Below are 26,920 nucleotides of genomic sequence, written 5' to 3' on the forward strand. Positions count from 1 at the left end.
GCGGCTAGGCGGCGGAGGAAACCTTGCCAAATGCCGCTGATAAAATGCGTTCCTGTTCGATCGCGTGCGCCTTATGCGAGCCCGTCGCAGGGCTGCCGCTGTCATCGCGCGAAATGGCGGTGACAGCTTTCCCGGCCAGCGCGCTAAGCCGCGGCACGGTAAAGAATTGCGCGCCCATGTTGCCGGGCTCGTCTTGCACCCAGATGAATTCCTTGGCCTTGGGCATGGTCGCCAACGCGGCTCGAAGCTCGGCCTCGGGCCAGGGATAGAGCTGCTCCATGCGCACGATGGCGGTGCTCTGGGCTCCGCGCGCCGCCCGCGACTCCGCCAGCTCGTAGTAAATCTTGCCGCTGCAAAACACCACGCGCTCGCAGGTCTTGCCGGGCGCCGGATCGACCATGACGTTTTGAAAGCGGCCACTGGTGAGGTCCTCGATCGGGCTCGCCGCCGCCGGCAAGCGCAGCAAGCTCTTGGGCGTCATCACGATGAGGGGCTTGCGCCACGGCCGCATGATTTGGCGGCGCAACAAGTGAAACATCTGCGCCGTGGTCGTCGGTTGCACGACTTGGATGTTGTCCTCGGCGCACGATTGCAAAAACCGCTCGAGGCGCGCGCTTGAGTGCTCAGGGCCCTGGCCTTCGAACCCGTGCGGCAAGAGCAGCACAAGGCCGCTGAGGCGATTCCATTTGTCTTCAGACGCGACGAGAAATTGGTCGACGATGACCTGCGCGCCGTTGGCAAAATCGCCAAACTGCGCCTCCCACATCACGAGGTGATCAGGCGCATCGAGCGAATAGCCGTATTCAAAGCCCATGACGCCGGCCTCCGACAGCGGGCTGTCAAAGACCTTGAACGCGGCGCCGCCCTTGCCAAAGCCAAGCAGGGTGTTGTGCTCAAGGCCGGTCTTGATATCGGCGAGATGTGCATGGCGATGCGAGAAGGTGCCGCGCGCCGAGTCTTGGCCGCTGAGGCGAACATTGGTGCCCTGCCTAATGAGCGAGCCATAGGCGAGCATCTCGCCCATGCCCCAATCGATCGGACGCTCGCCGCGACCCATTTGGGCGCGTTGCTCGAGCAAGCGCAGCAGCTTAGGGTGCGGTGAGAAGTCAGCCGGCACCGCGGTTAGCTGCGTCGCAATGGCGAGCAGGTCCTCGCGCGAGACGCCGGTGTCGACATCGCCTGCCGCGGCGTAGGGACCGCCCGCAAAGTTTTGCCACACGCCAGCCATGGCCTGCGTGCGCGGCCGGCGGCTTTGCGACTTGCCGGCGGCGAGCTCGACCTCGAGCGCGGCATGGCGAGTGGCGACCATGGTCTTGACGTCGGCGTCGGCCAGCACGCCGTCGGCGGTGAGCACGTGGCTATAAAGCTCGACCACTGATGATTTTTGTTGGATGCGGTCATACATGAGCGGCTGGGTAAACCCGGGCTCGTCCATCTCGTTGTGGCCGTAGCGGCGATAACAGTAGAGGTCGATGATGACGTCGCTCTGAAACAAGTGGCGGTACTCCATCGCCATGGTGACGACGTGGGCCACCTCGTCGAGGTCCTCGCCATTGACGTGCCAAACCGGCACGTCGACCATCTTGGCGATGTCGGTGCAATATGGCGTCGAACGCGCCTCCTGCGGTGACGCGGTAAAGCCGACCTGGTTGTTGACGACGACGTGCAGCGTGCCGCCAGTGCGATAGCCCGGCAGGCCCATGAGATTAAAGCACTCGGCGACGAGGCCTTGGCCGGCGAACGCGGCATCGCCATGCACCAACACGCCAAACGTGCTGCCCTGCTGCCATTCGCCGCTGCGCGATTGCTTGGCCCGCACGCGGCCGAGCACGACGGGATCGACGGCTTCGAGATGGCTGGGGTTAAAGGCGAGCGACAGGTGCAGCTTGCGGCCGTCGGCGTAGGTACGATCGGTCGAATAGCCGAGGTGGTATTTCACGTCGCCGCCGCCGAGCTGCGCCTCGGGCTCGACGTCTTCAAATTCCGAAAAGATATCGCGCGCCGGGCGCTTCAAAATGGTTTCGAGCGCGGTCAGCCGGCCGCGATGCGCCATGCCGATGACGGCCTCTTTGCTGCCTAGCTCGCTGGCGCGCGTGAGCGCGAGGTCGAGCAGCGGCACCAAGGACTCGCTGCCCTCCAGCGAAAAGCGCTTCGTGCCGGGATACTTGACGTGACAGAAGCGCTCGAAGCCTTCGGCGTTGACGAGATACTGCAGCATCGTGCGGCGAACGTCGGCGGCGAGCGGCGTGATGTGCCTGGTCTCCATCCGTTCGGCCAACCAGCTACGGCGGCGGGCGTCGGGGATGTGCATAAATTCAAGGCCCAACGCGCCGGCATAGGTCTGTTTCAAAAATCGTTCGAGCTCGCCGGCGGACTGACCCGAAAAGCCGGCCAGCGGCAGCGAGACCTCGTCATCTGGCGCCAGGCCCCACTCGCCCAAGGTTAGCTCGGGCGCAGCAGGTGGTTGCATGAGGCCAAGCGGATCGAGCTCCGCGATGAGATGGCCATGGGAGCGAAACGCGTTGATCAGCGAGGCGACGGCGCCGCTGCTATTTTTAAGCGCACGCAGCGCGCGACGCGTGCGGCGGCCATTGGATGGGTTGGTGCCATTTAGCACCGCGGGTTGATCCAGCGTGACAGTTGGAAAGCGGCCGCGCAAAGAAGGCGCCGCCGCGCCCGCTTCTTCGCTCGCCAGCAGCTCGCGCCAACTTTCATCGACGCTGGCTGGATCGTTGCGGTAGGTGTCGTAAATTTCGTCGAGAAATCCCCGCGAAGCTGCGAGGCCCAGCAGGTCTTGTGGCATGGCAATTCTATTGTAATCCGCCTGTCCGGGCCCGCACATGCAGGCCAGGGGTTTTTGTCGCGAATTTCAGGAGTTGCGCGCGAACCGGGGCACAGTCGCTATCGCGTGGTTGGCGCCTGGACCCGCTCGCCCGCAAGCGCTCGCAGGTAGCGCCGAATCGTTTCGGCCAGGCCCAGATAAAGCGCATCGGCAATAAGCGCATGGCCAATGGAAACTTCTTTAATATTAGATATTTGCGTAGCCATTCGGGGCAGATTTCGCAAGTCGAGGTCGTGTCCCGCGTTCACCCCAATGCCCTGCTGTGCCAAGACGGCGCAGCTGGCGGCAAGCTGGTCAAAGGCGCGGTCCTCGTCAGGGCCCCCAAACGCCGCCGCATAGGGTTCGGTGTACAGCTCGACGCGATCGACCCCAGTTGCGGGGACATTGGCCATGGCGCCGGGCACCGCGTCCATGAAGATCGCGGTGCGAATGCCACGCCCGCGCAGGCGCGTAATGATGGGTGCGATAAGCCCTTGGTCGCGTGGGAGGTCCCACCCGTGGTCGCTAGTGATTTCACCAGGCGATACCGGCACCAAGGTAAATTGATCGACGCGCAGCTCGTCAGCGAGGTCGATGAGCTCGGCGCGCGCATCGCCCTCCAAATTGAACTCGACGCCGCGCTCGGCGCAAAGCGCGCGCAGCGCGATGACGTCGTCCTTGCGCGTATGGCGGTTGTCGGCGCGCCAATGCAGGGTGATGCCATGCGCGCCGGCGTCGAGGCAGGCGCGGGCCGCCACCAGCGGCGAGGGGTTGTCGTGGCCGCGCGAATTGCGCAAGAGCGCCACCTTGTTGAGATTGACCGAGAGGGCGATGGCCATGAGATCCTCGTTTGCGATGGCTAGATGGAGGTTCGCAGATAGGCAATGGTGTCGGCCAGCGTGACCAGTGGATCGCGCGGCGCGAACGCAAGCTCGCGCATCGCCTTGCTCGAGTCGAACCACCAATAGTGCTGGCTCATTTCGACCGACACCCGATCCATGGTCGGCGTCTTGGCGAGACGATCACTGACAAATTCAAGCGCCGAGGCACCCCAGCGCGACAGCTTGTCCGGCAATTTCACGAGCGGCGGCGTGACGCCCGCCATGCGCGCCGTCTTGCCAAAAAATTCCGCGGCGGTCCAATTGGGGCCACCGAGCAGATAGCGCTGCCCTGCCTTGCCGGCGACGAGCGCGGTGACCACCGCGGCCGCGGCGTCGCGCGCGTCGACAAAATTAACGCCCCCGCTGGTGAGCGTTGGAATCTGCCGATTCATCAGCTTGCGCACGTCGCCGGTTGACGATAGCCGCCGATCGCCTGGGCCAAGCAGCAGCGACGGATTCACGCACACCACCTCAAGCCCCAGCTTGGCACCGAGATCAAATGCGAGCGTCTCCTGGTAGATCTTTGACGCATAATACGGCCAGCCCGCGACGGTTTCGGTCGCATACGGGAAGGTTTCGTCAAACACTTGTGGCGACTTGCTCACCGCGATCGTGCCCGAGGTCGAGGCGACGATCACGCGCGTAACGCCTGCGGCCTTGGCGGCGTGCAGGACGCGGCGCGTGCCGTCGACATGCAAGCGCATCATGGTCGTCGCGTCATCGGCCTTGCGCGACACCATGCCGGCGAGATGCAAGACCGCGCGGTGGCCGGCAAAAGCCGCCGCCAAATCGGCGTGCATAACGTCACCAGCCAAAGGCGTGCAGCCCAAGGCTGACAGCGGCGAAAGGCCGCTGCGCGCCATCGCCGTTACGGCATAGCCGTGCGTGCGCAGCGACGCACAGACGTGCTCGCCAAGAAAGCCAGAGGCACCCGTCACGACAACGCTCGTGGTCATGTGGATTCTCCTGGCTTATCAGCCGTCGCTGCGGGGGCGCGCCCGCTTGGCCCGAGCATCCACGCCGAGCCTTGTGGGACCAAGCCGCGTACGATGCCTTCGACGTGCGTGGTGATGGCGCGATAGCCCGTCGCCTTGGATTTGCCGCTGGCGATCGCCGCCGCCTGCGCATAGTCCATGAATGGGCCAATATGGGCGGCAACGTCGCGATGTTTGGGCAGATAGGCCCCCCTAGGTAGCGCGCGGTGGGTGCCATCGAGGAACATCGGCAAGATGCCGCATTTGTTCTGCATCGCGAGATAGCCAAGCGACGGCTTGAAATCGATCATTTCGCCAGTTTCCGAGCGCGTGCCCTCTGGGAAAATCAGCAAGATATAGCCATTGCGAATGACGTCGGACGCCACCGCGAGCGATTCGCGCAAGCTGCCATGGCGCTCCATCGGCACGAGGTTGGTGAAGTTCTCGAAATACATGCGGCGCACGGGGTCGTCGAAAAAATAATCTTTCGCGGCGAGCGCCACGAGCGCGTCGCCCTGCTCCCCCAGCGCGTATTTGCACAGGCCCATGTCGAGGTGGCTGCTGTGGTTGGCCGCGACGATGTAGCCGCCAAACGGCGGAACGTGGATCTTGCCGTGGAGCTTGGTATGCAAGACGTTGTCGTAGAGTGCGCGTTGGCCTCGGCGCAAGATCGCGCGACCGGCGCGAACAACGGAGGCAGGCACGTCGATGTCGTCGGCCTGCGCCTGCGGCGTGCGCTCGCCCCCGCCCCACACGCCGCGGGATTCTGCGTCCGACGTCGCGGCAATGGTGCGCTTGGCGGCGGCACCCTTCGCCGCTTGCCGCGCCACCCACGTTTCGAGGTCGGAAATGACTTCAATCGCAAGCAACTCGCTTGGATCCGGCAACGCGACGCCCGCCGCCTCAAGCGCTACGCCGAGCTCGGTCAGCATAAGCGAATCAAAGCCAAGATCTGCCAGCCGCGTGGTTGCGATAACACTGGTGCGAGGCTTCTGAGCCACATTAGCGACGATATCGCGCACCCAATGGCCGCCGCTTTCGACGCGTGCGTTGGCGGCGTCGGTGGCGAGCTGCGCCCCTTCGCTGGCTGCTCGCTCAAGGCGCACGAGTTCGGCAACCACCTCGCGGCGCTTGACCTTGCGGGTCGAAGTACGCGGCAGGTCGTGCTCCCACAGGTGAACAATCTTGAGTCGTTTGTACGGCGCCAGCGTCTTTGAGATTTCCTTAAGGTGCGACCGCACGGCCTCGCGCAGCGCCTCACGTTCCTGGCCTGGCGCGAGCTTGCTATAATCTGGCACCACCAGCGCGCCGACGATTTCGTTGTCGCCCGCGGGCACGCCGACGACCGACAGCTCCTTGATGAACTCGGAGGTGGCGTACAGTTCTTCGAGCTCGTCGGGGTAAATGTTTTCGCCCTGCGGCCCCAAGATGAGTTCCTTTTTACGACCGACGATAAACAGATTGCCATCGGCATCGAGGCGCCCGAGGTCGCCGGTGTGCAGCCAGCCGTCGGCCAAGGTCTGCGCCGTCGCGGCCTCGTTGTTGTAATAGCCCTGCATGACGTTGGGGCCTTTGGCGATGACCTCGCCGATGCCGTTGTGATCCGGCGCGTCGATGCGCACGTCAAGGCCGGGCAGCGCACGGCCGACCGAGCCGGGGATGAGCTTGTCGCCTGGGCGCGTCACCGTGAGCACCGGCGAAGATTCGGTCATGCCGTAGCCCTCGTAGAGATCAAAGCCAAGGCCGCGGAAGATCTTCATCGTGTCAGGGCCCAGCGCCGAGCCGCCAGAGATTAACAGGCGCAGCCGGCCGCCAAATTTGCGATGAACCGGGAAGAACGCGACCTTGCCCAGCGCGCCACCCCACGGCGCCCAGTCGCCGAGCTTGTAGTGAAACTCCACGGCGTTCTCCAACGCGCGCAGCAAGAGCGGGCCTTGTTCGCGCACGGGCGCAAAGACCTTGCGCTCGAGCAACTGCCACAGCGCCGGTACGCCGACCATGCCGGTGATGCTCCCGGAGGCCAGCGCATCCGCGAGCTCATCGGCGTTGATTTCTTCGAGATACGTGATCGAGCTGCCGTGCAGCATGGGCATAAGCAGGCCCGCGGAAAACTCAAGCGTGTGGTGCAGCGGCAGCACCGAAAGCAAGCCATCGCGCGAAAACAGCGAGAACACCGAGGCGAGGCGACTCACCATGGCGGTGAGGTTTTTATGCGTCAACATGACGCCCTTGGGTTGGCCGGTGGTGCCCGAGGTAAAAATTAGCGAGGCAACCTGATCGCCGCGGACGTTGGGCCACGCCGCCGGTGGCGTGCCGCTCAGGGGTTCTCCAAGGTCAACCACGTCGTGGGCAGGCAAGCGCGCGCGCAGGACGGCAAACGGCTCGCCATCGGCATACGCGATGCCGGCGTCGTCGAGTAGCCGCATCGCCTGACGTGGCGAGAGCAAAAACACGCGCGCGCCACTCGCGGCGCCGACATTGACGACCTCGGCAAGCGAGAGCTGGCTATCGAGCGGCACCGCGACACCCGAGGTCTTGAGGATGCCAAAATAGGCCATCGGCCATTCAGGCCGGTTTTCGGACATGAGCATCACGCGGTCGCCAGGCGCGACGCCGCGCTCCATTAGCCAGCCGGTGACATTACCCACCAACTCGCCGACCCGTTCGTAGCGATAGACATCGGGCTCGGCATCGCCGTGCTCCTTGGCGTAGCGAAAGCGCAAGGCGACCCGCTGCTTGTTGAGCTTGACCGTGGCGTCGAACAGCTCGACCAAATCGCGATGGGTGTAAACCGAGCGCGGTTTGGCGCCAAATTCTTCGTCCAGCGTCTTAAACGTCCAGGTCTTAAGCCCCTGATAATGGACGCCAATCCAATATTCGCGCCAGTCAATGCGCTCGGGCTCCCACGACAAGGCATCTTGGTCGTACGGCGTCACGCTGCGCCACAGCTCGCGGATGTTGTCGCAGCGAAAGGCGATGTCGCGGTCGTAGTTAAATGGCTTAAACAGCTCGACGAGATCGATTACCTGGCCGGTGAAGCGCGAGATGCCCGCCAGCTCTTCCTGCGCGCGCTCGGCCAGGGCTTCCAAGCGCGGCGCGCCCCAGCGCGGCAGATTGCTGTCGATCCACGCGCTGCTGGCGTCCGCGGCGCGGCGAATCATCGGCGCCGAAAACCGGTTGAAGTGGTCATAGCTGACCGCCAGGCCCTCCAGGCGCGCCTTCACGCGGTTGCTAAACTCATCTTCACCAGCCGCCGCCTTGCCGCGCTGCTCGCCACGCACAGCTAGTGCGGTGAGTTCAGTTACGCGGCGCGAGGTGACGCGGTTGCTGTCGCTGGTGCCGAGCTGGTAGACAGGCTTGTGCACGCCGCGCAGCACGGCGGCGGTGGCGAGCCACATGCCCGCGGTGATGTAGTCGACGGGAATCACGTCGAGCGCGGTGTTCTCACCGGCGGGAATCGAGCGATGCCCCTTGCGCATGAGATAGACCAGCGGCGCGGTCGTGTTGAAGCCCTCATTCCACCCGGGAAATGGAAAACTCACCGCGCTCTCGACGATGGCCGGGCGCACGACGGTCGAGATGACTTGGTCGTCCGCTAAGATGAGCTGCTCGCCGAGCGACTTTGTATACGTATACGTATTGGTCCAGCCCCAGTGCTGCGCGCGCTCCATGCCCAGGCGCGTCAGCTCCTGGTTCATCCACAGCTTGCGTTCGCGGGCCACGCCGAGGCGAAGCGCCCCGTCGTCGTCAGGGTCGCGCCGCTGTTCCTTGAGCGTTTTCGCCGCCCGCTCGCGAAATAGCGAGATGTGCGCGCGGTCATTGGCACGCTCGCGCGTCTGATCGATGATGCGCTGGCAATCGGCGCATTCGGCCTGTGGCGAAAAATCCGTGTCTTTGAGCTCGTCCCGGCGCGGAAAATATCCAACGATCGGCTCGTCCTCCCACACGTCGCCGTGGCGCATGCCCGCGACATAACAGGTTGACACGTGCACCAACCGCGCGCCGGCGCGTTTGGCCGTCTCGAGCACATTCTGCGCGCCGAGCGCGTTAATGCGCAGCGCGCTCTCGAGCGACGGCATAAACGACACTAGGCCCGCGCTGTTGACGACGACGTGCAGGCCGCCATCGGCGACAAAGCGCGCAAAGTCATCCTCAGTAAAGCCACACAGCGCATTGCCAATATCGCCCGGCATCGCGACGATCTTGCGGCGCAAAAACGCTTCATAGCCGTCGCCGTGAAGCTCGCGCAGTGGATCGAAGGCCTCCGACGTCGCGACCTTGCGATAGAAGCGCTCATCGGCCGTGTTGCCCGCGCCCGGCCGCACCAGGCAGTAGACGCGGCCGACATCGGGATACTTGGTGAGCAACATCGACAGCGCGACCTTGCCGACAAAGCCCGTGGTGCCGATGAGCAAGATGTTCTTGCCCGCCAAGGTTTCGGCCACATCGATGGCGGGTCCCGGCAACACGGAAAGCGGCGTCGCGGGGCTCGGCGCGCGCGGGCGAAGGTGGCGCGTGGGTGTAGGGGTTGGCGAGGTTGACATGGCGACCAGCTCTCTAGACCACGTCCGAGATGACAAACGGTGGATGGTGCATCATCGTGACTTGGGCGTTACGCCCCATGGTGCCGCGCGCCATGTCGATCGCCTCGGCAACCGTGCTCGCGGTCTCCCAGCCCATGATGCCCGGCACCGTGGTGTTGTCGGCGCCAACGGCGATGACCCGGCTAACTTTTTCGCGGCCGCGCTGGCCCCAGTACCACATAAAGAAGGGATGCGCGCCGTGATACGCATTGCCGTGGCGGTACATCTCGACGTAGCTCGGATTGTAAGCAAACTCGTCTTGGTACTTGGTCTGCAGCGTGTATGAGTCCGTGGTCTCGGTGAGGCAGCGGTTAAAAAACTCGATGTAGCTTGGGTGATGCACCGGATCGAATTTGTCCGAGCACGGGTGGGTGAGGATGAGCACCCCGCCCTCGCGCAAAAGCGACTTGTTGCGGTACATGTGATAAAAATAGCCAAGCGCCATTACCTGCACTAGCAAGGGATTGAGCGCCTTGGAGTTGACGTTGTACGGCGATATGTAGGGGATGCCCATCAGCAGGATGTCGGCTTGGCCCTGCACTTCGATCGCGCTTTGTTCGTAGCTTTTCTCGAGGATCTTATCGTGCACCGGCTCGCAGGCGCCGGCATAGCAAGCCACCAGCTCAAAGGCCGAAGGCGTGCGCATGAAAATCTCGCGTCGGGCGGCAAATGGCAGCCGGTCAAGCGCCCACTTCATGCCCTGAAATTTGAGTCGATCGGCCTCGGTGAACTCGTCTTCGTTCTTCATGAGAAACGATAGCGGGCCGTCAAAGACGCGGTTGTTGAGCACCGTCTCGATATGAAAAATCTTGAGGTTTTCCTCGACGACGCGGCCCTGGCGGACGAACGAATGCGAAATCGTCGACCGCTTGGGATCCATGAACGAGTCCGAGCTGGCGATGCTGGCCGGCGTATGGTGCGCCTTGAGGCTCTCGTAGCCGCAAAGGCCTACCGCCATCGATTTGTGGCCGCCGTTCATCGGCACGTAATTGAGGTTGCAGTAGATGACCAGGTCGCTCTCGGCGGCGCGGCGGTTGACCTCGACGATTTCGCCATGGCGCGTCTTGCCAATGACCACCATGTTGTCCGGGTCGCAGCCATCGTGGTTGTAGAGGCGGTCAGGCCAGTAATCCGCCCACACCTTAGGGCCGACCATGCGGCGGATTTCCCAGTCGTGCATGCGGCGATGCAGCGCGAGCGCGATCACGATGTGGACGTCGTCAACGCCGTGGTCGGCCAGCATCTCGCAGACGATCTCAAGCACAAGCTGGCGGACATCCGGCGTCCGCATCGCCGGCAGCGGCATCGAGATGTCGTCGACCGCGATGGTGACCTTCATGCCCGGGCGCAAGAGCGCGTGCAGCGGCTCAGAGTCTTCTGGATGATTCAGCGCATAGCGAATGGTGGCCTTGGGATTGGCAACCCCCGCCAGCGGCGCCTTGGGGTAGATGACGCGCGTGCCTACCGGCAGATCCTCACAAAGAAAATTCTCGCCCGAGAACATGATGCGCGGCGCGGAGTCGGTGTCGATGGTGACCACGTGATCGCGGTTAGAGGCGCGAGTTTTAGGGCGGGCTGGTTTCATGGCGTACTCGTTGGGCTAGGCTTTAACGGAGATCTAAGGTCGGCCAGTCGTACGAGCGCGCGATCGCGCGCAGGCGGGCATCGGGGTTGGTCGCCGTTGGATGGCCGACGGCGGCTAGCATGGGATAATCAGAAAACGAATCGCTGTAGGCCCACGACTTGGACAGATCGATTTGATGTTGCGCGGCATAGGCGCGCATGATGTCGGCCTTGGTCGCGCCGGCGACGAAAGGCTTTTGCAGCTTGCCCGTCGCGTAGCCATCGCGGAACTCGAGGCGATTGGCGATCACGTCGTCGACGCCTAGATACGCTGCCAGCCGCGACATCGTGAAATCGAGACCGCCCGTGACGAGGACCTGGCGAATGCCGGCGCGTTTGCTCTGGTCAATCAGGTGCTTGGTGCGCGGGTAAATATTTGGCAAGATCACTTCTTCAAACAGCTCGTCGGCTAGCACGACGAGGCGGTCCTCGGAGGTGCCGGCATAGGTCTCGTAGAACAGCTCGTTGAACCACTTGCGCGACACCTTATCGGCGACGGCGAACAAGGGCAGCGAAAGCACCGTGCCTAGAGTTTTTTTGCCGGTGGCAAGCAGCGACGGCTGGCGGGTCGCGTAGAACGAAAATGCATGCACCACATTGGTTTTGATCAGCGTGCCGTCTACATCATAGAAGGCCGCGGAATTGTTAAAACTTATGGGCGATGGCTGCATGAATCACCCTGCGGTGAACCAGGGTTTTGCCCTAGCGGCGCAGCGGTGTCAATTCCCGCCGGGCACGCGTGCGCCGCCCGGGCAGCAATGTTAGGTACGCCCTATGGTGAAAGTGCCGTTTTGGCTCACGTTGGCGGTGGCGCTGGCCGTGGCAAGTTGGGGCGGTTATCGCATTGCGCTGGCCATGCGATCAAAAGCCGCCCAGCATGCCGCCCAGACACGCGGCGGGCTGTTTGGGCAGTCGCGGCGACGCCACGCCTTGCTCGGCACAATCTATTTATTGCTTGCCGCCATGCTCGTCGCGAGCAGCCTCGGCTGGAGTCCGCTGACGCCGTGGTTTCCCGCGACGCCTGGCGAGGGATCGGCGCCCCCTGTAAAATCGTCGAAATAGCTGGCCCGCAGCTCGCGCCCTACGGGAGCAAGCGGCGGCGGCGTTCCATGACGTTGCCGACGACTTCGAGCACATGCGGATGCGTCATCATCAAGACGCGAAACGACCGGTCCGAGAGCTCCAGGGCCCAAGCGCGAGAGAGCACGACTTCGGTCGCAGGGGAGATCTCGCCGGGCAACATGCCAGACTCACCAAGAATCTCGCCGGGTCCCAGCGTGCCCACGAGATCGCCCTTCGCTAGAATTTGCACGTGACCGGTCAGCAGGACCAAAAGGGCCTTCGAGGGCTCGCCTTCTTCGACGACGACGTCACCCGGTGCGAGCCGGCGGAACTCAAACTTCGCCAATAACGATTCTTTATCGTCGGAGTTGAAGGGCGCGAACAGCTCATGATGGGCGAGCAAGCGCGCGGTGCGGCGCTGCCGGGTTTCATCGACCAGGCGTTGCGCGATTTCCGCATTCTCCGACAGCAACGCATGAAAGGCGTCGCGCTCGATCGCGATAAATTCGCAGTCGGCCAGCGCCAACGCGACGGCGTCATCGGCGCAGCCCATGAGGGCGCCGGCCTCGCCGAAATAGTCGCCCGCGCCCCGATGGTCAAGCCCGAGCGCGCCCTCCGCAATTTCGACTGAGCCGTCGGAAATGACGAACAGCCGGCCATTTTGAGCCGAAAGATCGATCGTTTCTCCCTCGGGCAGATTGATCAGTTCGATCGAGTCGATGAGCTGGCGCATCTGCTCGACAGGAACGTGCTCAAAGGCGGGCACCCGTCGCAGGGTATCCATCGTCATCCCAAGCAGCGCATCTTGCGCGGTTGGCGAAGTGCCGGTGTCGGGGTCTTCGAAGGCCTCGTCCGGAACTTCTTGAACGTATAAATTTAGCACCTCGGGTGCGGGAGATGCGGGCCTCGCAGGCGCGGCTTCGCCACCAAAGGCCGCCGGCTTGGGCGAGCCATATGCCCCCTGGGCCAACTTAAAGACGCTAAGCGGCACGCCGCTATCGGGGGGCGGAATGCTCGGCCCGCTGCGACCGCGGTCTTGGAAGGAGCTGAAGAGATTGGTCGGCTGGATGTCGAGATCCGAGCCTTCGGCCGGCTCGATGGCGAATTCAAGGCTGTTGCCACCATCATCGTCGCCGGCCGCAATCAAGAGCTCGACGCCTTCATCATCAACCACCTCAACGGCGTCATCGTCATCGAGCTCGACGACGTCATCGATTTCTATTTCGGGCGCGTCGGTCGCGGCGAGCTTGACCTCGAAAAGGCTATCGCGCGCCAAGCGCGACGCCGGTGGCGCGGCCGGCGGTGGTGCAGGCGGCTTTGGCGCGGACTCGGGCGCGGTCGCAGGCGGACCAGTCACGCCAGCGGACGCCGGCGCGTCACCATCGAGATTTAGCTCGATCAGTGGCATCGCCTTGGTCATCCGCGACGACGTATGGCCACGCAATTTTTCGTTCATATCCGCCATGGCAGCCGCCGCGCGCGAATGCGTCGGATCGAGCTGCAAGATCATCTTGCAAACGGCGATCGCTTGGGCGAGGAAACCCGCCTCCGCATATCTGGCGACGCACCGCTCATAGGCCTCGATGCCCTCCTGATCTTTGCCAAGTCGACGGTACATCTCGGCCGTGCGCTTGGGCCACGCGGCATCTTTAGGCTCGGCGCGCTCAAGCTCCAGATAGTGCTCGACGGCCTTCTTGAATTTCCCCGCCGCCGCCGCCTTATTGGCAGCATCGCGTAGCGAGCGGACATCGGCGGCCATCGCCCTAAATTATAGGGCTTCCGGGACCGTTGCAAAATTGAAGTGGGCCACAAACGCCGCGTAGCGCGCCTTAAGTTCCGTCGTGACAACGCCCGGGGCCGGCCAGCTGGTTTGACCACACCATCCGACAGCGAGCACGCCACGAAAACTATTGACCGCGAGGCATTCGGTGCAGGCCGCCATGGATTCGGCGTCTAGCCGACGCTGCTGCACGTCAAGGCCTGCAGCGCTCGCAAGCTCGATGAGCCGACGGCGCCCAACGCTTTGCAAAATGTGATGGCTATCGGAGATTATGAGCGAACGCCCCTGCACCCCAATAATGGCCGTGCGCGTGGTTTCGAGCCATTCGCCGTCGGGCCCGATAAGCAGCGCATCATCCGCACCGACGGCCGCCGCGGCCGCGAACGCTCCGGCCATCTCGCGGCGCTCGGCTTGCTTTAGATGCGACCGCGGCGAACGCGGCCAGGCGACCGGATGTAAGCGCCATGGCGCGGCTTGGTGGTTCAAAGCCGCGTCCGCGGCGATCGCCTCGCACCACACCTGCTGGTCGTGGGGAGCGGCCGCGATGACGGCGCGCAACCTGAGGTCGTCGTCGCCCGCCGTCGCCGCGGCAACACGCGCCAGCACGCGCTCAATGTGCGCCGCCGGTGGCGGGCTCAGCCCAAGTTCGACCGCGTGAGACGCCAGCCTCGCGGCATGCGCCGTGCCGTCGACGGCGCGGCCGCGCTGTGCGCGCAACGTGGTGAACACGCCGCCCCGAGGCATCCGCCGAAGGCTCGGTTCACCGTCACGGAACAACGCCATGGAGGTCATCATAACGTGCCGATGCGCACAGGCGATGCGAATGCCAAGGATCTGTAAGCTCGATTACGGAAAAAGTGACAGATCATACTCACGCGCCGCGGAAACCAATGAATCCCACGGATCGCTCGGACTCTATGGCATGATGAACAGACCAGGAATATGGAAACCGTGGTCATCACGCCGACGTATAACGAGCGGCAAAACGTTGAGGCCTTTGCGGCACAGGTGCTGAGCGCGGCGCCTGATTGCGCGCTGCTGTTCGTCGATGATGCCTCACCTGATGGTACGGGTGTGCTGCTCGATCAGATGGCGGCGCGCGAACCGCGGATCGCCGTACGCCATCGCCATAAAAAAAATGGGCTCGGCCCGGCCTACTTGGCAGGATTTGCCGACGCGTTGCACGCGCCGCACTACCACGGGGCGCGCTTTGTTTGCGAAATGGATGCAGACCTCAGCCACCCCCCGACGCGCCTACCAGCCCTGATTGCCGCTTGTCGCGACGGCGCCGATGTCGCAATCGGGTCGCGATGGGTCTCCGGTGGCGGCACGGTGGCATGGAGCCGCCGTCGGCAATGGCTTTCCCGCGCGGGCAGCCTCTATGCGCGCACGCTGCTTGGGGTGCCCATCCGCGATCTCACCGCGGGCTTTGTCTGCTACCGACGCGCCGCTTTGGCTAGGCTGGTCGCGGACGAAATCGTTTCGAATGGTTATTGCTTTCAGATCGAGCTGAAGGCCCGTGCGGCGAAGCTCGGCCTCACCATGGTTGAGTTGCCCATCTTGTTCCAGGAGCGTCAGGCAGGCACGTCCAAGATGACGGCCAGCATCGCCGCCGAGGCAATCGTGAAGGTATGGCACCTGCGGCGCACGCTGCGCAGGGGCGCCTCATGAAGCAGGTGGTCGTGCGCAACCTTGAGTTGGCTGGCGCGTTGCAGGCCCCACTCTTCATCGCCACCACGCAGCGCCTTGGCGTTGCCGAACGTTTTTTGTTAGCGCTTACCAACAAGTCGTGGCCAAACAGCCTGGTCATCGCGGTGGCGGTGACGTCGGTACAAGCCGCCAGACCACGGCAACGCCAGCGCGCCGGCGTGTGGGTTTCACTCGACGGCATGATGATCGAAAAAATCGAGGCCTTCGACGCCGCCGCCAAGCGCGGCAAGCCGATGGTCAGGCGGCGTCACGACCGCCTGCCGGTTACCTTGCCGGTGTTGGCGCATTTCGAGGGGCGCACCGTGGCGCTTTTCACCAAGGATATTAGCCTCGGCGGGGCGGCGCTTTTGGGGCAACTGCCAGCCGATGTCACGACGCTCATGCTTGAGATTCCATCGCCTGGCGACGGGCTACCGATTTCGGTGGCCGCCAAGCTAGTCCATCGCCGCGTCGATCGCCACGGCCAGTGGATCACGGGGGCGCAATTCATTACCAAGACGTCGGATGGCGCGTTGCGCATCTCCGAGGTCTTGCGCCGCATCATCGCCGCGCTATAACAGCACGTGGCCCGCCTTAAACGACCTCCTCCGGCCGCGCCGCGGCGTAAAGAGGTCGCGTCTTGTCACGACGTCATCGCCGAGGTGATTGCCAGCCATCGCTTAGCCGAAGAGCTGAGCGCGCATCAGATCATTGTGCAGTGGCCGCAGCTGGTCGGCGATCGCATCGCCAAGCGAACCTGGCCCGATGGCCTGAGTGGGCGCGTGCTGTGGGTGAGGGTCGCGAGCTCAGCGTGGCTGCACGAGCTGACCTTGCTTAAGGGCCAGCTCCTCGCGGGGCTGATCGCCGCCTTGCCGCCACCGAGCCTATTTGACGAGCTCCGTTTTCATCTCGGCAGCCGACGCGCCAGCGATGATGATTTGTTAGCGAACTCCGTGAGGCCAACCGGACGCCCCGCCCTGCCGGTTAGACGCCTCGCACCAGCCTCGGCCGCGCGCGCAGCTGAAATCGACCGCGAGGCAGCCATTGTCGAAGATCCTCAACTGCGCGCGCTAATTGCCGATCTGCGCAAACGCATTGATCGCTAGGTGGCGTCCCTATGTACCCGGCAGTGGGCGCACATGTCTTCCTGCTCGCAGATAGCGCCCCTGCGGGGCATGGCGAGATGGCTGTGGTATCCACATCCGTCGGTGCCACAAACACCGCCCTGCAATCTATGCTCGCGGAAGAACCGTGCGCCACCTGCCGGTACGATAGCGCGCCGCTGACACCCGCGGCCTAAGTTCGACGGGTCGCGGCCGCGAGTGCGGTAACTAAGGCGCCGGTGCGGGCGGCGGCGGTGGCAGGGTCGCCGGCGCCAATTTCCGCGACCAAGCGTGACCCAACGACCACGCCGTCGGCGTGGGGCGCGAGCGCGGCAACGTCGCTCGGCGTTTTGATGCCAAACCCGACCGCAACCGGCCCATTTGTCGCCGCGCGCAAGTCGGCAATGCGCGCCGGTGATACCGGCACCGCAGCAGCGCCGGTGACGCCCGCCATCGAAATATAGTAGGTAAAGGCCGCGTTACGCGACGCGACCATGGCCGCGCGATCAAGGCCGCTTGTAGGCGCCAGCAGCGGCACCGAGCCAACGCCGTGCGCTGCGAGCGGTCGCGAAATTTCGTCGAGTTCCTCGAGCGGCACATCGACGACGAGCACGGCGTCGACGCGCGCGTCGCGACACGCGCTCGCGAACACCGACGGGCCCATGATCCAAATTGGATTGTAATAGCCAAAGAGCACGATGCCGGTCTGCGGGCTCGCCTTGGCGATCGCCGCCGCGCCCGCGAGCGCGCCATGCAGCGATGCGCCGGCCGCGAGGGCCTGCTCCATGGCGGCAACGATCACCGGGCCATCGGCGCTGGGATCGGAAAAAGGCACGCCAAGCTCGATAATATCCGCGCCGGCGCGTGCGGCGGCAAGCGCGCACTCAAGGCTAACGGCCGCCGTGGGATAGCCAAACGTGTGATACGTGATCAGCGCGGCACGGCCGCTTGCGTGGGCTGAGGCAAAGCAGTGGCGGAGGCGCGCGGCGCCGGCGGGCACGTCGCTCATGCGGACTCCTTCGCGAGATGCGCCGCGACGGTGTGCATATCCTTATCGCCTCGCCCCGAGATGTTAACGACGATGGGTTTACCTTTACCAACCGCGGCAATGACATCGGGCAAGGCGGCCACCGCATGCGCGCTCTCAAGCGCACACAAGATGCCTTCGAGACGCGCCAGCTGCGACATGCCCGCCAAGGCCTCTGCGTCGGTGCGGGCCAAATAGGTCACGCGCCCGGTGGCGTGCCAATAGGCGTGCTCCGGGCCAACGCCGGGGTAGTCGAGGCCTGCGCTAATCGAGTGCGGTTCGATGATCTGTCCGATCGCGGCGCCCTCGCGCTCGCAGAGCACGAGCGATTTGGCGCCGTGCAACACGCCGATCACCCCGCGCGAAATTGTCGCCGCGTGCCGGTCGGTGTCGAGACCATCGCCCGCGGCCTCGACGCCAAACAGGCGAATCTCGCCATGGGGCACCATCGGCGCAAAGAGCCCGGCGGCGTTCGAGCCGCCACCCACGCAGGCGACCGCGGCATCAGGCAGGTCGCCGGTGAGCTGGCGCGTTTGCTCAAGTGCTTCGCGACCAATGACCGCCTGCAGGTCGCGCACGATTTCCGGATACGGATGGGGGCCCGCCACCGAGCCGATAATGTAGTGGGTGTGGCCGACGTTGGTCACCCAGTCGCGCAGCGCCTCGTTGAGCGCGTCCTTGAGCGTGGCGCTGCCTGCGGCGACGGCGTGAACGGTCGCCCCTAGCATGCGCATGCGCAAGACATTGAGTTGTTGGCGCTCGACGTCGCGCGCGCCCATATAGATTTCGCAGGGCAAATCGAACATGGCGCATACCGTGGCCGTTGCGACGCCATGCTGGCCGGCCCCGGTTTCGGCGATGATGCGCGTCTTGCCGAGGCGTTTAGCGAGCAGCACCTGCCCGATGCAATTGTTGATCTTGTGCGAGCCGGTATGATTTAGATCTTCGCGCTTGAGCAGCAGCCGCGCGCCGAGCGCCTCGCTGAGCCGCGGGGCCTCGGTCAGCAGCGAGGGCCGACCAACGGTATCGCGGAGATATCGATCGTAGAGCTGCCAATATGCGGGGTCGGCCTTGGCGGCGCTCCACGCGCTGGTCAATTGATGCAGCGCTGGCATCAAGGTCTCGGCGACGTATTGGCCACCGAAGGCGCCGTACCGGCCAGGCGTGGCCTCCCCTACCGGCTTGGGCTCATGCATGGGCGCATCATGGCATGTTCGGGGTGCCGCGGCGGCGCGCCTGCTGCACAAATGCGGACACCTTCGCGAGGTCCTTGTGCCCGGGCGCGAGCTCTACCCCTGAGGCGACGTCGACACACCACGGCTGCGCCTGCGCGATGGCGAGGCCAACGTTGCCGGGTTGTAGGCCGCCCGCGAGGACGACAGGCAAGCTTGACGACGCGATCACGGCGCGCGCCTGCATCCAGTCGATGACCTGTCCGGTGCCGCCTGGCACGGCACCTTGCGTCACGGCCGCGTCCAAAACGAGCGCACCGACGCCGACGGCTTGCCACGCCGCGGATGGCATCGCCGCAAGTGAAGGCAGGGTGCACGCCTTCCACACCGGCACGCCCGCGTCGACGAGCATGCGGGCACATGCGGGCGACTCGTCACCATGAAGCTGCGCAATATCGATCAGGCCGGCGCGGTGGTGCGTGACGATCGCGGCTACCTCTTGATCGACATAGATGCCGACGACGCGCAGCGTGGACCCCGCCGTCGTCGCGGCCTCGCGCGCCGCATTCACCACGATGTCGGCGACCCGGGCGCTAATTAACCGCGGCGAGCGCGGCGCAAAGTTGATGCCGACAAAATCCGCGCCCGCGTGCGCGATCGCCGCGGCGTCGAGCGGTGTCGTGACGCCGCAGATCTTGACCAGGGTCACGCCAGCTCACCCGTGCGCAGCGCATGCAAGGCCGCTCCGGGGTCGACCTTGCGCATCAGCGATTCGCCGACCAGCGCCGCGTGAAACCCAAGCGCCTGCATGCGCAGGAGATCTGCATGGGTCGCAATGCCAGACTCGGCGATGGCCGTGACCTCTTTGGGCAGGCGACGCAACAGGCGCTCCCCCAGCGACATGTCGACCTGCATGGTCGACAAATTGCGATGATTGATGCCGATGAGGTTGGCCCCGCCGTTTACCGCGACGTCGAGTTCGTCACCGTCGTGCACTTCTACCAAGGCGGTCATGCCTAGCGCCGCGATGAGCTTTGCGAGCGCCGCGAATTGGTCAGCCGCGAGCCCGGCGATGATCAGCAGCACGGCATCCGCACCGAGAGCGCGGGCTTGGTACACCTGATACTCATCAATGATAAAATCCTTGCGCAGCAGCGGAATCGCCGCAACCTCGGCAATGGCCGGCAAAAACGACGGATGCCCACCGAAAAAGGTTTCGTCGGTGAGCACGGAAATGGCGTCGGCACCCGCCGCGGCGTAGCGCGTCGCAACCCATTTCGGGTCGGCATCCTGGGCGATCCAACCTGCGGACGGCGAGGCTCGCTTAACTTCGGCGATGATCGCAATCGCCCCGTCGCGCCGCCTAAGCGCGGCGCAAAAATCGCGCGCGGGCGGTGCCGCCTCGGCGAGCGCTACGATTTCTGGCCATGGCACCTCGGCTTGCGCCTCGGCGAGCTCATGCTGCTTGTGCGCGATAATCCTCTGCAAGATGCTCATGCCGCCACCTCGCGACTCGTCGCGATCAAGGCGTCAAGCACGCGCCTGGCGTCGCCGCCGCAAATGGCCCGCGTCGCGAGCGACGTCGCCGCGACCAAATCGCGCTGGCCAGTTGCCACCGCGTACGCCAGCGCGGCGGTCATCGCGGTTGCATGAAAATAGGCGCGAAGCTCATCGGGACACGTCTCGCCCATGCCGAGCAGCGCCGTCAAAGCCTGCGCGTTGTACGCTGCGTCGCCACCAGCCAGACCGCTCGCGGCCACCGGCGAGAGGCCAAATTGCTCGGGCGCAAGTGTTAGCGTCGCAACCTGGCCGTGCTCGACTAGGCGCGCATGGGTTGCGCCATCGACGGCGATTTCATCGGACGCGTCGTGGCCCGAGATGACATACGCCCGCGTGACGCCCAGCAACACGAGCGCATCGGCAACAAGGTCGAGCCACCTCGGCGCGAACACGCCGACGACTTGATAGGGCACGGCCGCGGGATTGGTCAGCGGGCCAAGCAAGTTAAACAGCGTGCGGATCGCCATTTCTCGGCGGACGGGTGCAACATGCTTGGTCGCGCCGTGAAAGGCGGGCGCAAACGCAAAGCCTAGCCCGCAAGCCTCGACGCAGCGAACGACCTGCGGCGCCGTAAGATCGATGGTTACCCCCAAGGCGGCCAGCACGTCCGCCGAGCCCGAGCGCGACGACTGCGCGCGGTTGCCATGCTTGAGCACGGGGACACCCATGGCCGCGACGACGAGGGCCGCGGTGGTTGAGATATTCAGCCATCCCTTGCCGTCGCCACCCGTGCCGCACGTGTCGACCGCGAGATGCTGCGAGGCAAATGAAATCGGCGTCGCCGCGGCGCGCATCGCGGCGGCGGCCCCGGCGAGCTGCGCCGCCGTCTCGCCATTGCGCCGCAAAAGCGCCAGCAGCGCGGCGGTCTGCGCCGACGGCCACCTGCCCTGCATCATGTCGCCAACAATGCGCTGCATGTCGGGGCCGCCTGGCACCCAGCCTTCGCACAGGCGGTCGAGCGTTTCAGCCGACACGGCGCTCCGCGACTGGCCTGCCGCTTGCCAAAAAGTTTCCGAGCAGCTGCTTGCCGGCTGGCGTCATGATGGACTCGGGATGGAACTGCACGCCTTCGCAGGGCGCAGCCGTGCTTGCAAAGCCGCGATGCGACACGCCCATGATCTCATCGCCCCAGGTCTTGGCCGTGATCTCCAAGGTCTCGGGCAGCGACTCTGGATCGATCACGAGCGAGTGATAGCGCATGACTTGAAGTGGGTTTTCCAGGCCGGCATAGAGCCCCGACTCCTGATGAAACACGCGCGAGGTCTTGCCGTGCATGGGCTGCGCCGCCCGCACGATTTGTGCGCCAAAGGCCTGACCGATGCACTGGTGACCAAGGCAAACCCCGAGCAGCGGAATGCGCCCGGCAAACGCCGTCACCACGTCGAGCGAGATGCCCGCCTCATTGGGGCTGCAGGGGCCCGGCGAAATCACGAGATACGCTGGCGCCATAGCGGCGATGTCATTAACCGCGATTTCGTCATTGCGCACCACGCGCACCTCTTGGCCCAGCTCGCCAAAATATTGCACGAGGTTGTAGGTAAACGAATCGTAATTATCGATCAGCAGCAGCATCGCGGCATCCTTCCTCGGCCAGCGACAGCGCGCGAAACACCGCGCTCGCCTTGTCGATGGTTTCTTGATACTCGGCCGCCGGGTCCGAATCCGCGACAATGCCCGCGCCGGCCTGGACATACATGCGCTCCTGCAGCGAAACCAGCGTGCGGATGGCAATGGCGACGTCCATGTTGCCATCGTATGAGACGTAGCCCACGGCACCGCCAAACACGCCGCGTCGATGGGGCTCGAGTTCGTCGATTATTTCCATCGCGCGAATCTTGGGCGCGCCCGAAAGCGTGCCGGCTGGAAACGTCGCACGGAGCACGTCCTGCCACGTTACGTCCGGGCGCGCCGTGCCACGCACGCTGGAGACCATGTGCATCACATGAGAATACTGCTCGATCGCCGCGAGCTCGGTCACCTCGACGCTCCCTGGCACGCAAACGCGCCCGACGTCGTTGCGGCCCAGGTCGACGAGCATCAAATGCTCAGCGCGCTCCTTGGGGTCGGCGAGCAACTCCGCGGCAAGCTCGGCATCCCGCGCCGCGGTGCCCCCGCGCGGCCTGGTGCCGGCAATCGGCCGCACCGCGATCTCACGGCCTTCATAGCGCACCAAGGTTTCCGGCGACGCACCCGCAATGGTGAACTCCGGCGACTCAAGGTAATACATATAGGGCGAGGGATTCACCAGGCGCAGACAGCGATACACATCGAGCGGATTCACACCCTGCGGCGTCGCGGCCAAGCGCTGTGACAGGACGACCTGAAAGGCATCGCCGGCGCGAATGTATTCCTTGATGCGGCCGACCGCCGCGAGATAATCGGGCTTCGCGAAGCTCGAGGTCCAGGCGACCGCGGGGACCTCGCGGGAGGGTGGCAGGACGGGCGGTAGGCGCGGCACCGTGCGCAGCAATTGCCACACGCGCTCGATCCGCTCGCAGGCCAAATCATAGGCTGCGGCCGCAGCCGCGCGATTTTTTACTAGCGGGGTCGCGACAATTTTTATCGTTTGCCGCAAGTGATCGAAGATCAGGACGATGTCCGAAAAGATAAAGCGAAGATCGGGCACCGGAAGATCCGTCGGCGCGCGCGCCGGCAAGCGTTCAAAGGCGCGCACGCAGTCATAGCTGATATGGCCGACCGCGCCGCCCCAAAAGCGCGGCAGGCCTGGCACCGAGACCGGCTGAAATTCGCGCAGCATGGCGGCGAGCGCATCGGTTGGATCGGCCACCGTGGAGGTCGAGATGCGGACGCCGCCGCCTGATTCAATATCGCGCCAGGTCGCGACCGCTGAGGTGCCGGATACTTGAAGTGACGCCCGAGGCATCCCGCCGACAAATGAGTAATTTGCCCATTGCGCGCCGCCAAGCACCGATTCAAGGAGGAAGCGATGGCCGCGGTCAAATGGGGGCGCTGGCTCGCAGCTGGTGGTGGCCCCCAAGGCGTGCAGCGCCGCGACGGGCGTCAGATCGTCAGCAACCACCTCGCGATAGACGGGGATGAGATTGCCGTGCGCCGCCAGCTCGACAAACTCTTCCTTGCTCGGCACTTGCATGGAAAAAGTGTACCGCACAATGGCCCCGGCGCGCGGGTGTTGACCTTGCGGAGCTGCGTTTTCGCGGGCACAATCCGCCCATGCAACCAACCGCAGGATCGCTCGCCGCAACGGATCCGGCCATCGCCGCCTTGATTGCCGCTGAGGAAAGGCGGCAGCGCGAAAAGGTTCGGCTGATCGCTTCGGAAAACTATGTCTCGACTGCCGTGCTCGAGGCCTCGGGGACCGTGCTGACCAACAAGTATTCAGAGGGCTATCCCGGCAAGCGCTATTACGAAGGCCAGCAGAACATAGACCAAATTGAACAACTCGCGATTGATCGCGCCAAGGCGTTGTTTCACGCCGAGCACGCCAACGTGCAGCCCTATTCCGGATCGCCCGCCAATCTCGCCGTGCTGTATGCGTTTTGCAAACCGGGCGATACGATCATGGGGCTGGCGCTGCCCGCGGGGGGACACCTCACGCACGGTTGGAACGTCTCGATCACCGGTTCGTTTTTCCGCGCGGTGCAGTACGGCGTGCGCAAGGACACCGGGCTGGTCGACATGAACGAAGTAGCCGACCTCGCCAAGCGGGAAAAGCCCAAGCTGATTTTTGCCGGTGGCACGGCGATTCCACGCACCATCGATTTTGCGGCCTATGCGGAGATTGCGCGCAGCGTCGGCGCAATCTTTGTCGCAGATATTGCGCACATTGCGGGGCTCATCGCGGGCGGGGCGCACCCCTCGCCGGTCGCCGTCGCGGATGTCGTCTCGAGCACGACGCACAAGACCCTTCGCGGCCCGCGCGGCGGGATGATCTTATGCAAGGAAGGCCATGCCAAGGCCATCGATCGCGCGGTGTTCCCGGGCTTGCAAGGTGGCCCGCACAACCACACCACCGCGGCCCTCGCGGTGGCGCTCACCGAAGCGGCGACGCCGGCCTTTCGCGACTATGCCGCGCAAATCGTGACCAATGCCAAGGCGCTTGCGGCGTCGCTATCGCAGCAAGGCTTTGACCTCATCACGGGCGGCACCGATAACCATCTCATCCTCGCCGACCTCACCAACAAACAAGTCCCGGGCAAGGTAGCGGCCAAGGCGCTTGATGCGGCTGGCATCGTGCTCAATTACAACTCGGTGCCATTTGACCCGCGCAAGCCGTTTGACCCCTCTGGCATCCGCATTGGCACGGCGGCGGTGACGAGCCGCGGCATGAAGGCCCCCGAGATGGCGCACATCGGGCGGTGGATCGGCGAGGTGGTCGCAGAGCCAACCAATGCCGCCTTACATGCGAAGATCGCGGGCGCGGTGCGCGAGTTTTGCGCGGCATTTCCCGCGCCAGGCCTTTAGGTCGCGGCCGGCTTGGTGCCCGCACGCGGATCGCTTATGGCAATTGGATCCGGTGTTAGCCCAAGTATCAGCGCGCGCGCTTCGCCGATGGCCATCAGCGAGCCAGCGACAACGACGGTGCCACCAGGGCCCGCGAGCGTGGCCGCCGCATCGAGCGCGGCGCGCATCGCCGCCTCGTGGCGCGAGGTTTGACCTGCCGCGGCGGCGGCTAACGCAGAGGCTGCGCGGTCATTGCTAAACGTTGTGCCGATGACCTCCGTCGCCCACGCCACCAACGGCCGCGCGATGCCTGCGAGATCTTTATCTGCGCTGGCGGCAAACACCAGCACGCGCGGCGCGGCGCGCGCGATCGACGCATCCGCCGCAAGCGCGATCGCCAAGGCCGCCGCACCATCTGGATTGTGTGCGCCGTCGAGAATGACCGCCGTGCCGCGCCACCGGCATCGCTCGTAGCGGCCCGGGTGCACCATCCACTGCGGGCTTGCAAGTGCGCGCCAAACGCCGTCGCCACCCCTGCCCTTCGCGAGCGTGGGCAAGGCGCCCAGCGCCAAAGCATTGGCAATGGCAACCGCGCACGCTGCGTTCTGACGCTGATGCGGGCCGATGAGTGCGAGCTCGCGCGGCAGCATGAGCAGCTCGGCCGCGCCGACGCGCGTCACGTGCGCCACGCCCGCTTGCTGGGCGCAGGCAACTAGCTCGGGAGCCGCCGCCGGGTCGCCGGCGCCGCCAATGATAGCGTGGCCGCCGCGTGCGAAGATGCCCGCCTTCTCGCGCGCGATGGCGGCCAAGCTATCGCCGAGCACATCCATATGATCAAGCGCGACGCCGGTGACGGCCGAGACCGCGGCGTGGCCATTGATGACATTGGTCGCGTCGCCTCGGCCACCAAGGCCGACCTCAAGGATGGTCAGCTCGGGCGCGCTCTGCGCAAAATACCAAAGCGCGGCAGCGGTGAGTTGTTCAAAAAATGTCAGCTCCGCGCCCCCGGCGGCGTGCACTGCGCGAAGCGCCGCGACAAAGTCGCCCTCGCTGATTGGCACGCCGTCCACCACGATGCGTTCGCGGACGGTCACCAGATGCGGCGAGGTGTATTGCGCGACGCGCACCCCCGCCGCGCGCGCCAGCCCGGCGAGCATCGCAACGGTGGACCCCTTGCCGTTGGTCCCCGCGACGTGCGCAATCGCGCCGAGCTGCGCCTCGGGATGGCCCAACCTTGCCAAGCACGCACGCAACCCGTCGAGCGTAAGCTTTACCCCAAAGCGTCTGGCGGCAAACAGCCCCCCGAGCGCATGGGCGTAGTCAGCGGAGCGTGGCGCCATTTGGCACGTCTGCGAACCAGCGCAGGGTGCGCGCAATGGTCGCCTTGAGGTCCTTGCGCGGCACAACGATATCGACCATGCCGTGTTCAAGCAAAAATTCCGAGCGCTGAAACCCCGCCGGCAATTGTTGGCGAATGGTTTGTTCGATCACGCGCGGGCCGGCAAAGCCAATCAGCGCGTCGGGCTCGGCAATGATGACGTCGCCAAGCATGGCGATCGAGGCCGCGACGCCGCCCGTCGTTGGATGCAGCAAGACGGACACGTAGGGAATGCGCGCCTCGCGCAGCCGCGAGCGCGCCGCCGAGGTCTTGGCCATCTGCATGAGCGAATACACGCCCTCCTGCATGCGCGCGCCGCCCGAGGCACAACACACGATGGCGGGCACGCGCCGCGCCAGCGCGCGCTCAAATTGGCGGGCGATTTTCTCCCCCACCACCGATCCCATCGAGCCACCCATGAATTCGAACGCGAACACGCCAAGCTCGACCGCGATGTCGCCGACGCTGGCGGCGCCGGCGCGATACGCGTCGCCTTGGCCGAGCTTGCGATTGCTCGCGCGCAGCAGGTCGCCGTATTTTTTGCCGTCGACGCGAAAATCTAAGGGGTCCTGGCTCTGCAACGTGGCATCGTGCTCGTGCCACGTCCCCTCATCGGCCAGCAGCGCGATCCGGCGGGCGGTTTCGAGGCGAAAATGGTGGCCGCAGTGCTGGCAGACCCAATTTGCCGCGACCAACTCGGCGTCATAGATGGTGGCGCTGCAGCGGTCGCACTTGGTCCAAACCCCCTTGGGCACCGACTTTTTCGGCGCAACGTCGGCGGGCAAGCCACCGGTTCGAGACCACCAAGCCATCGCCGGTGCATACCGCACTTGGCCAAGGCGGCG

The 26,920-nt window shown here is 64.6% G+C and carries 22 protein-coding genes; 5 read left to right on the forward strand and 17 right to left on the reverse strand.

Features of this window, described 5'->3' with window-relative positions; genetic code table 11:
- Window positions 1-4: 4 nt before the first annotated feature.
- The 6 genes from IPL79_04430 to IPL79_04455 all read right to left on the reverse strand — a co-directional run bounded on the left by IPL79_04430 (window position 5) and on the right by IPL79_04455 (window position 11,553).
- Window positions 5-2,803, reverse strand: coding sequence for a 2-oxoglutarate dehydrogenase E1 component (locus IPL79_04430; GenBank protein MBK9070235.1), 2,799 nt, complete (start codon window positions 2,801-2,803; stop codon window positions 5-7).
- 98 nt (window positions 2,804-2,901) lie between these two features.
- Window positions 2,902-3,660, reverse strand: a complete 759-nt coding sequence (locus IPL79_04435) for a pyridoxine 5'-phosphate synthase (protein MBK9070236.1) — start codon at window positions 3,658-3,660, stop codon at window positions 2,902-2,904.
- A gap of 20 nt (window positions 3,661-3,680) precedes the next feature.
- Window positions 3,681-4,658 carry an NAD-dependent epimerase/dehydratase family protein gene (locus tag IPL79_04440; GenBank protein MBK9070237.1) on the reverse strand — a complete coding sequence of 326 codons (978 nt, stop codon included), beginning with the start codon at window positions 4,656-4,658 and terminating at the stop codon, window positions 3,681-3,683.
- The gene (locus tag IPL79_04445; protein ID MBK9070238.1) at window positions 4,655-9,220 is read right to left on the reverse strand and encodes an AMP-binding protein; all 4,566 of its coding nucleotides are present in this window, start codon (window positions 9,218-9,220) and stop codon (window positions 4,655-4,657) included. The genes IPL79_04440 and IPL79_04445 overlap by 4 nt, the downstream gene beginning before the upstream one ends.
- Window positions 9,221-9,233: 13 nt before the next feature.
- Complete coding sequence (locus tag IPL79_04450; GenBank protein ID MBK9070239.1) at window positions 9,234-10,844, reverse strand: DUF2088 domain-containing protein; 1,611 nt, start codon at window positions 10,842-10,844, stop codon at window positions 9,234-9,236.
- A gap of 22 nt (window positions 10,845-10,866) precedes the next feature.
- Window positions 10,867-11,553, reverse strand: a complete 687-nt coding sequence (locus IPL79_04455; GenBank protein ID MBK9070240.1) for an HAD-IB family hydrolase — start codon at window positions 11,551-11,553, stop codon at window positions 10,867-10,869.
- A gap of 103 nt (window positions 11,554-11,656) precedes the next feature.
- Between IPL79_04455 and IPL79_04460 the strand changes: the two genes are divergently transcribed.
- Window positions 11,657-11,944, forward strand: coding sequence for a hypothetical protein (locus tag IPL79_04460; GenBank protein ID MBK9070241.1), 288 nt, complete (start codon window positions 11,657-11,659; stop codon window positions 11,942-11,944).
- Window positions 11,945-11,963: 19 nt separating this feature from the next.
- Here IPL79_04460 and IPL79_04465 read toward each other — a convergent pair whose 3' ends face one another.
- Both IPL79_04465 and IPL79_04470 read right to left on the reverse strand, forming a co-directional pair.
- Complete coding sequence (locus IPL79_04465; protein MBK9070242.1) at window positions 11,964-13,703, reverse strand: cyclic nucleotide-binding domain-containing protein; 1,740 nt, start codon at window positions 13,701-13,703, stop codon at window positions 11,964-11,966.
- 9 nt (window positions 13,704-13,712) lie between these two features.
- Window positions 13,713-14,507, reverse strand: coding sequence for an aminotransferase class IV (locus tag IPL79_04470; GenBank protein ID MBK9070243.1), 795 nt, complete (start codon window positions 14,505-14,507; stop codon window positions 13,713-13,715).
- Window positions 14,508-14,666: 159 nt separating this feature from the next.
- Between IPL79_04470 and IPL79_04475 the strand changes: the two genes are divergently transcribed.
- Genes IPL79_04475 through IPL79_04485 form a run of 3 tightly spaced genes read left to right on the forward strand, consistent with a single transcriptional unit; the run spans window position 14,667 to window position 16,519 of the window.
- Entirely contained in the window at window positions 14,667-15,395 is a 729-nt protein-coding gene (locus IPL79_04475) for a polyprenol monophosphomannose synthase (GenBank protein MBK9070244.1), read from the forward strand.
- Complete coding sequence (locus IPL79_04480; GenBank protein MBK9070245.1) at window positions 15,392-15,991, forward strand: PilZ domain-containing protein; 600 nt, start codon at window positions 15,392-15,394, stop codon at window positions 15,989-15,991. Before IPL79_04475 ends, IPL79_04480 begins: the two co-directional genes overlap by 4 nt.
- A gap of 6 nt (window positions 15,992-15,997) precedes the next feature.
- Window positions 15,998-16,519, forward strand: coding sequence for a DUF721 domain-containing protein (locus tag IPL79_04485; GenBank protein MBK9070246.1), 522 nt, complete (start codon window positions 15,998-16,000; stop codon window positions 16,517-16,519).
- A 190-nt stretch (window positions 16,520-16,709) separates the two neighbouring features.
- Here IPL79_04485 and trpA read toward each other — a convergent pair whose 3' ends face one another.
- From trpA to trpE, 7 genes are read right to left on the reverse strand one after another with little or no spacing between them, the layout of a single operon-like run.
- Window positions 16,710-17,525: a tryptophan synthase subunit alpha gene (gene trpA / locus IPL79_04490; GenBank protein ID MBK9070247.1), complete on the reverse strand. Its 816-nt coding sequence runs from the start codon at window positions 17,523-17,525 to the stop codon at window positions 16,710-16,712.
- Window positions 17,522-18,739 carry a tryptophan synthase subunit beta gene (trpB, locus tag IPL79_04495; GenBank protein ID MBK9070248.1) on the reverse strand — a complete coding sequence of 406 codons (1,218 nt, stop codon included), beginning with the start codon at window positions 18,737-18,739 and terminating at the stop codon, window positions 17,522-17,524. Before trpB ends, trpA begins: the two co-directional genes overlap by 4 nt.
- Window positions 18,740-18,746: 7 nt before the next feature.
- A complete protein-coding gene (locus IPL79_04500; protein ID MBK9070249.1) occupies window positions 18,747-19,424 on the reverse strand; it encodes a phosphoribosylanthranilate isomerase in 678 nt (225 codons plus the stop codon).
- Entirely contained in the window at window positions 19,421-20,212 is a 792-nt protein-coding gene (gene trpC, locus IPL79_04505; GenBank protein ID MBK9070250.1) for an indole-3-glycerol phosphate synthase TrpC, read from the reverse strand. Before trpC ends, IPL79_04500 begins: the two co-directional genes overlap by 4 nt.
- Entirely contained in the window at window positions 20,209-21,249 is a 1,041-nt protein-coding gene (gene trpD, locus IPL79_04510; protein MBK9070251.1) for an anthranilate phosphoribosyltransferase, read from the reverse strand. Before trpD ends, trpC begins: the two co-directional genes overlap by 4 nt.
- Complete coding sequence (locus tag IPL79_04515) at window positions 21,239-21,847, reverse strand: aminodeoxychorismate/anthranilate synthase component II (GenBank protein MBK9070252.1); 609 nt, start codon at window positions 21,845-21,847, stop codon at window positions 21,239-21,241. The genes trpD and IPL79_04515 overlap by 11 nt, the downstream gene beginning before the upstream one ends.
- Window positions 21,828-23,387, reverse strand: a complete 1,560-nt coding sequence (trpE, locus tag IPL79_04520) for an anthranilate synthase component I (protein MBK9070253.1) — start codon at window positions 23,385-23,387, stop codon at window positions 21,828-21,830. Before trpE ends, IPL79_04515 begins: the two co-directional genes overlap by 20 nt.
- A gap of 80 nt (window positions 23,388-23,467) precedes the next feature.
- Here trpE and IPL79_04525 point away from each other — a divergent pair, with 80 nt between their 5' ends.
- Window positions 23,468-24,718: a serine hydroxymethyltransferase gene (locus IPL79_04525; GenBank protein ID MBK9070254.1), complete on the forward strand. Its 1,251-nt coding sequence runs from the start codon at window positions 23,468-23,470 to the stop codon at window positions 24,716-24,718.
- Here IPL79_04525 and IPL79_04530 read toward each other — a convergent pair.
- Both IPL79_04530 and IPL79_04535 read right to left on the reverse strand, forming a co-directional pair.
- The gene (locus IPL79_04530; GenBank protein MBK9070255.1) at window positions 24,715-26,037 is read right to left on the reverse strand and encodes a bifunctional folylpolyglutamate synthase/dihydrofolate synthase; all 1,323 of its coding nucleotides are present in this window, start codon (window positions 26,035-26,037) and stop codon (window positions 24,715-24,717) included. The two genes, IPL79_04525 and IPL79_04530, sit on opposite strands and share 4 nt — an antisense overlap.
- Window positions 26,018-26,887, reverse strand: a complete 870-nt coding sequence (locus tag IPL79_04535; protein ID MBK9070256.1) for an acetyl-CoA carboxylase carboxyltransferase subunit beta — start codon at window positions 26,885-26,887, stop codon at window positions 26,018-26,020. The genes IPL79_04530 and IPL79_04535 overlap by 20 nt, the downstream gene beginning before the upstream one ends.
- Window positions 26,888-26,920 lie beyond the last annotated feature (33 nt).

It is taken from the genome of Myxococcales bacterium, from assembly GCA_016716835.1.
GTDB lineage: Bacteria > Myxococcota_A > Polyangia > Haliangiales > Haliangiaceae > JADJUW01.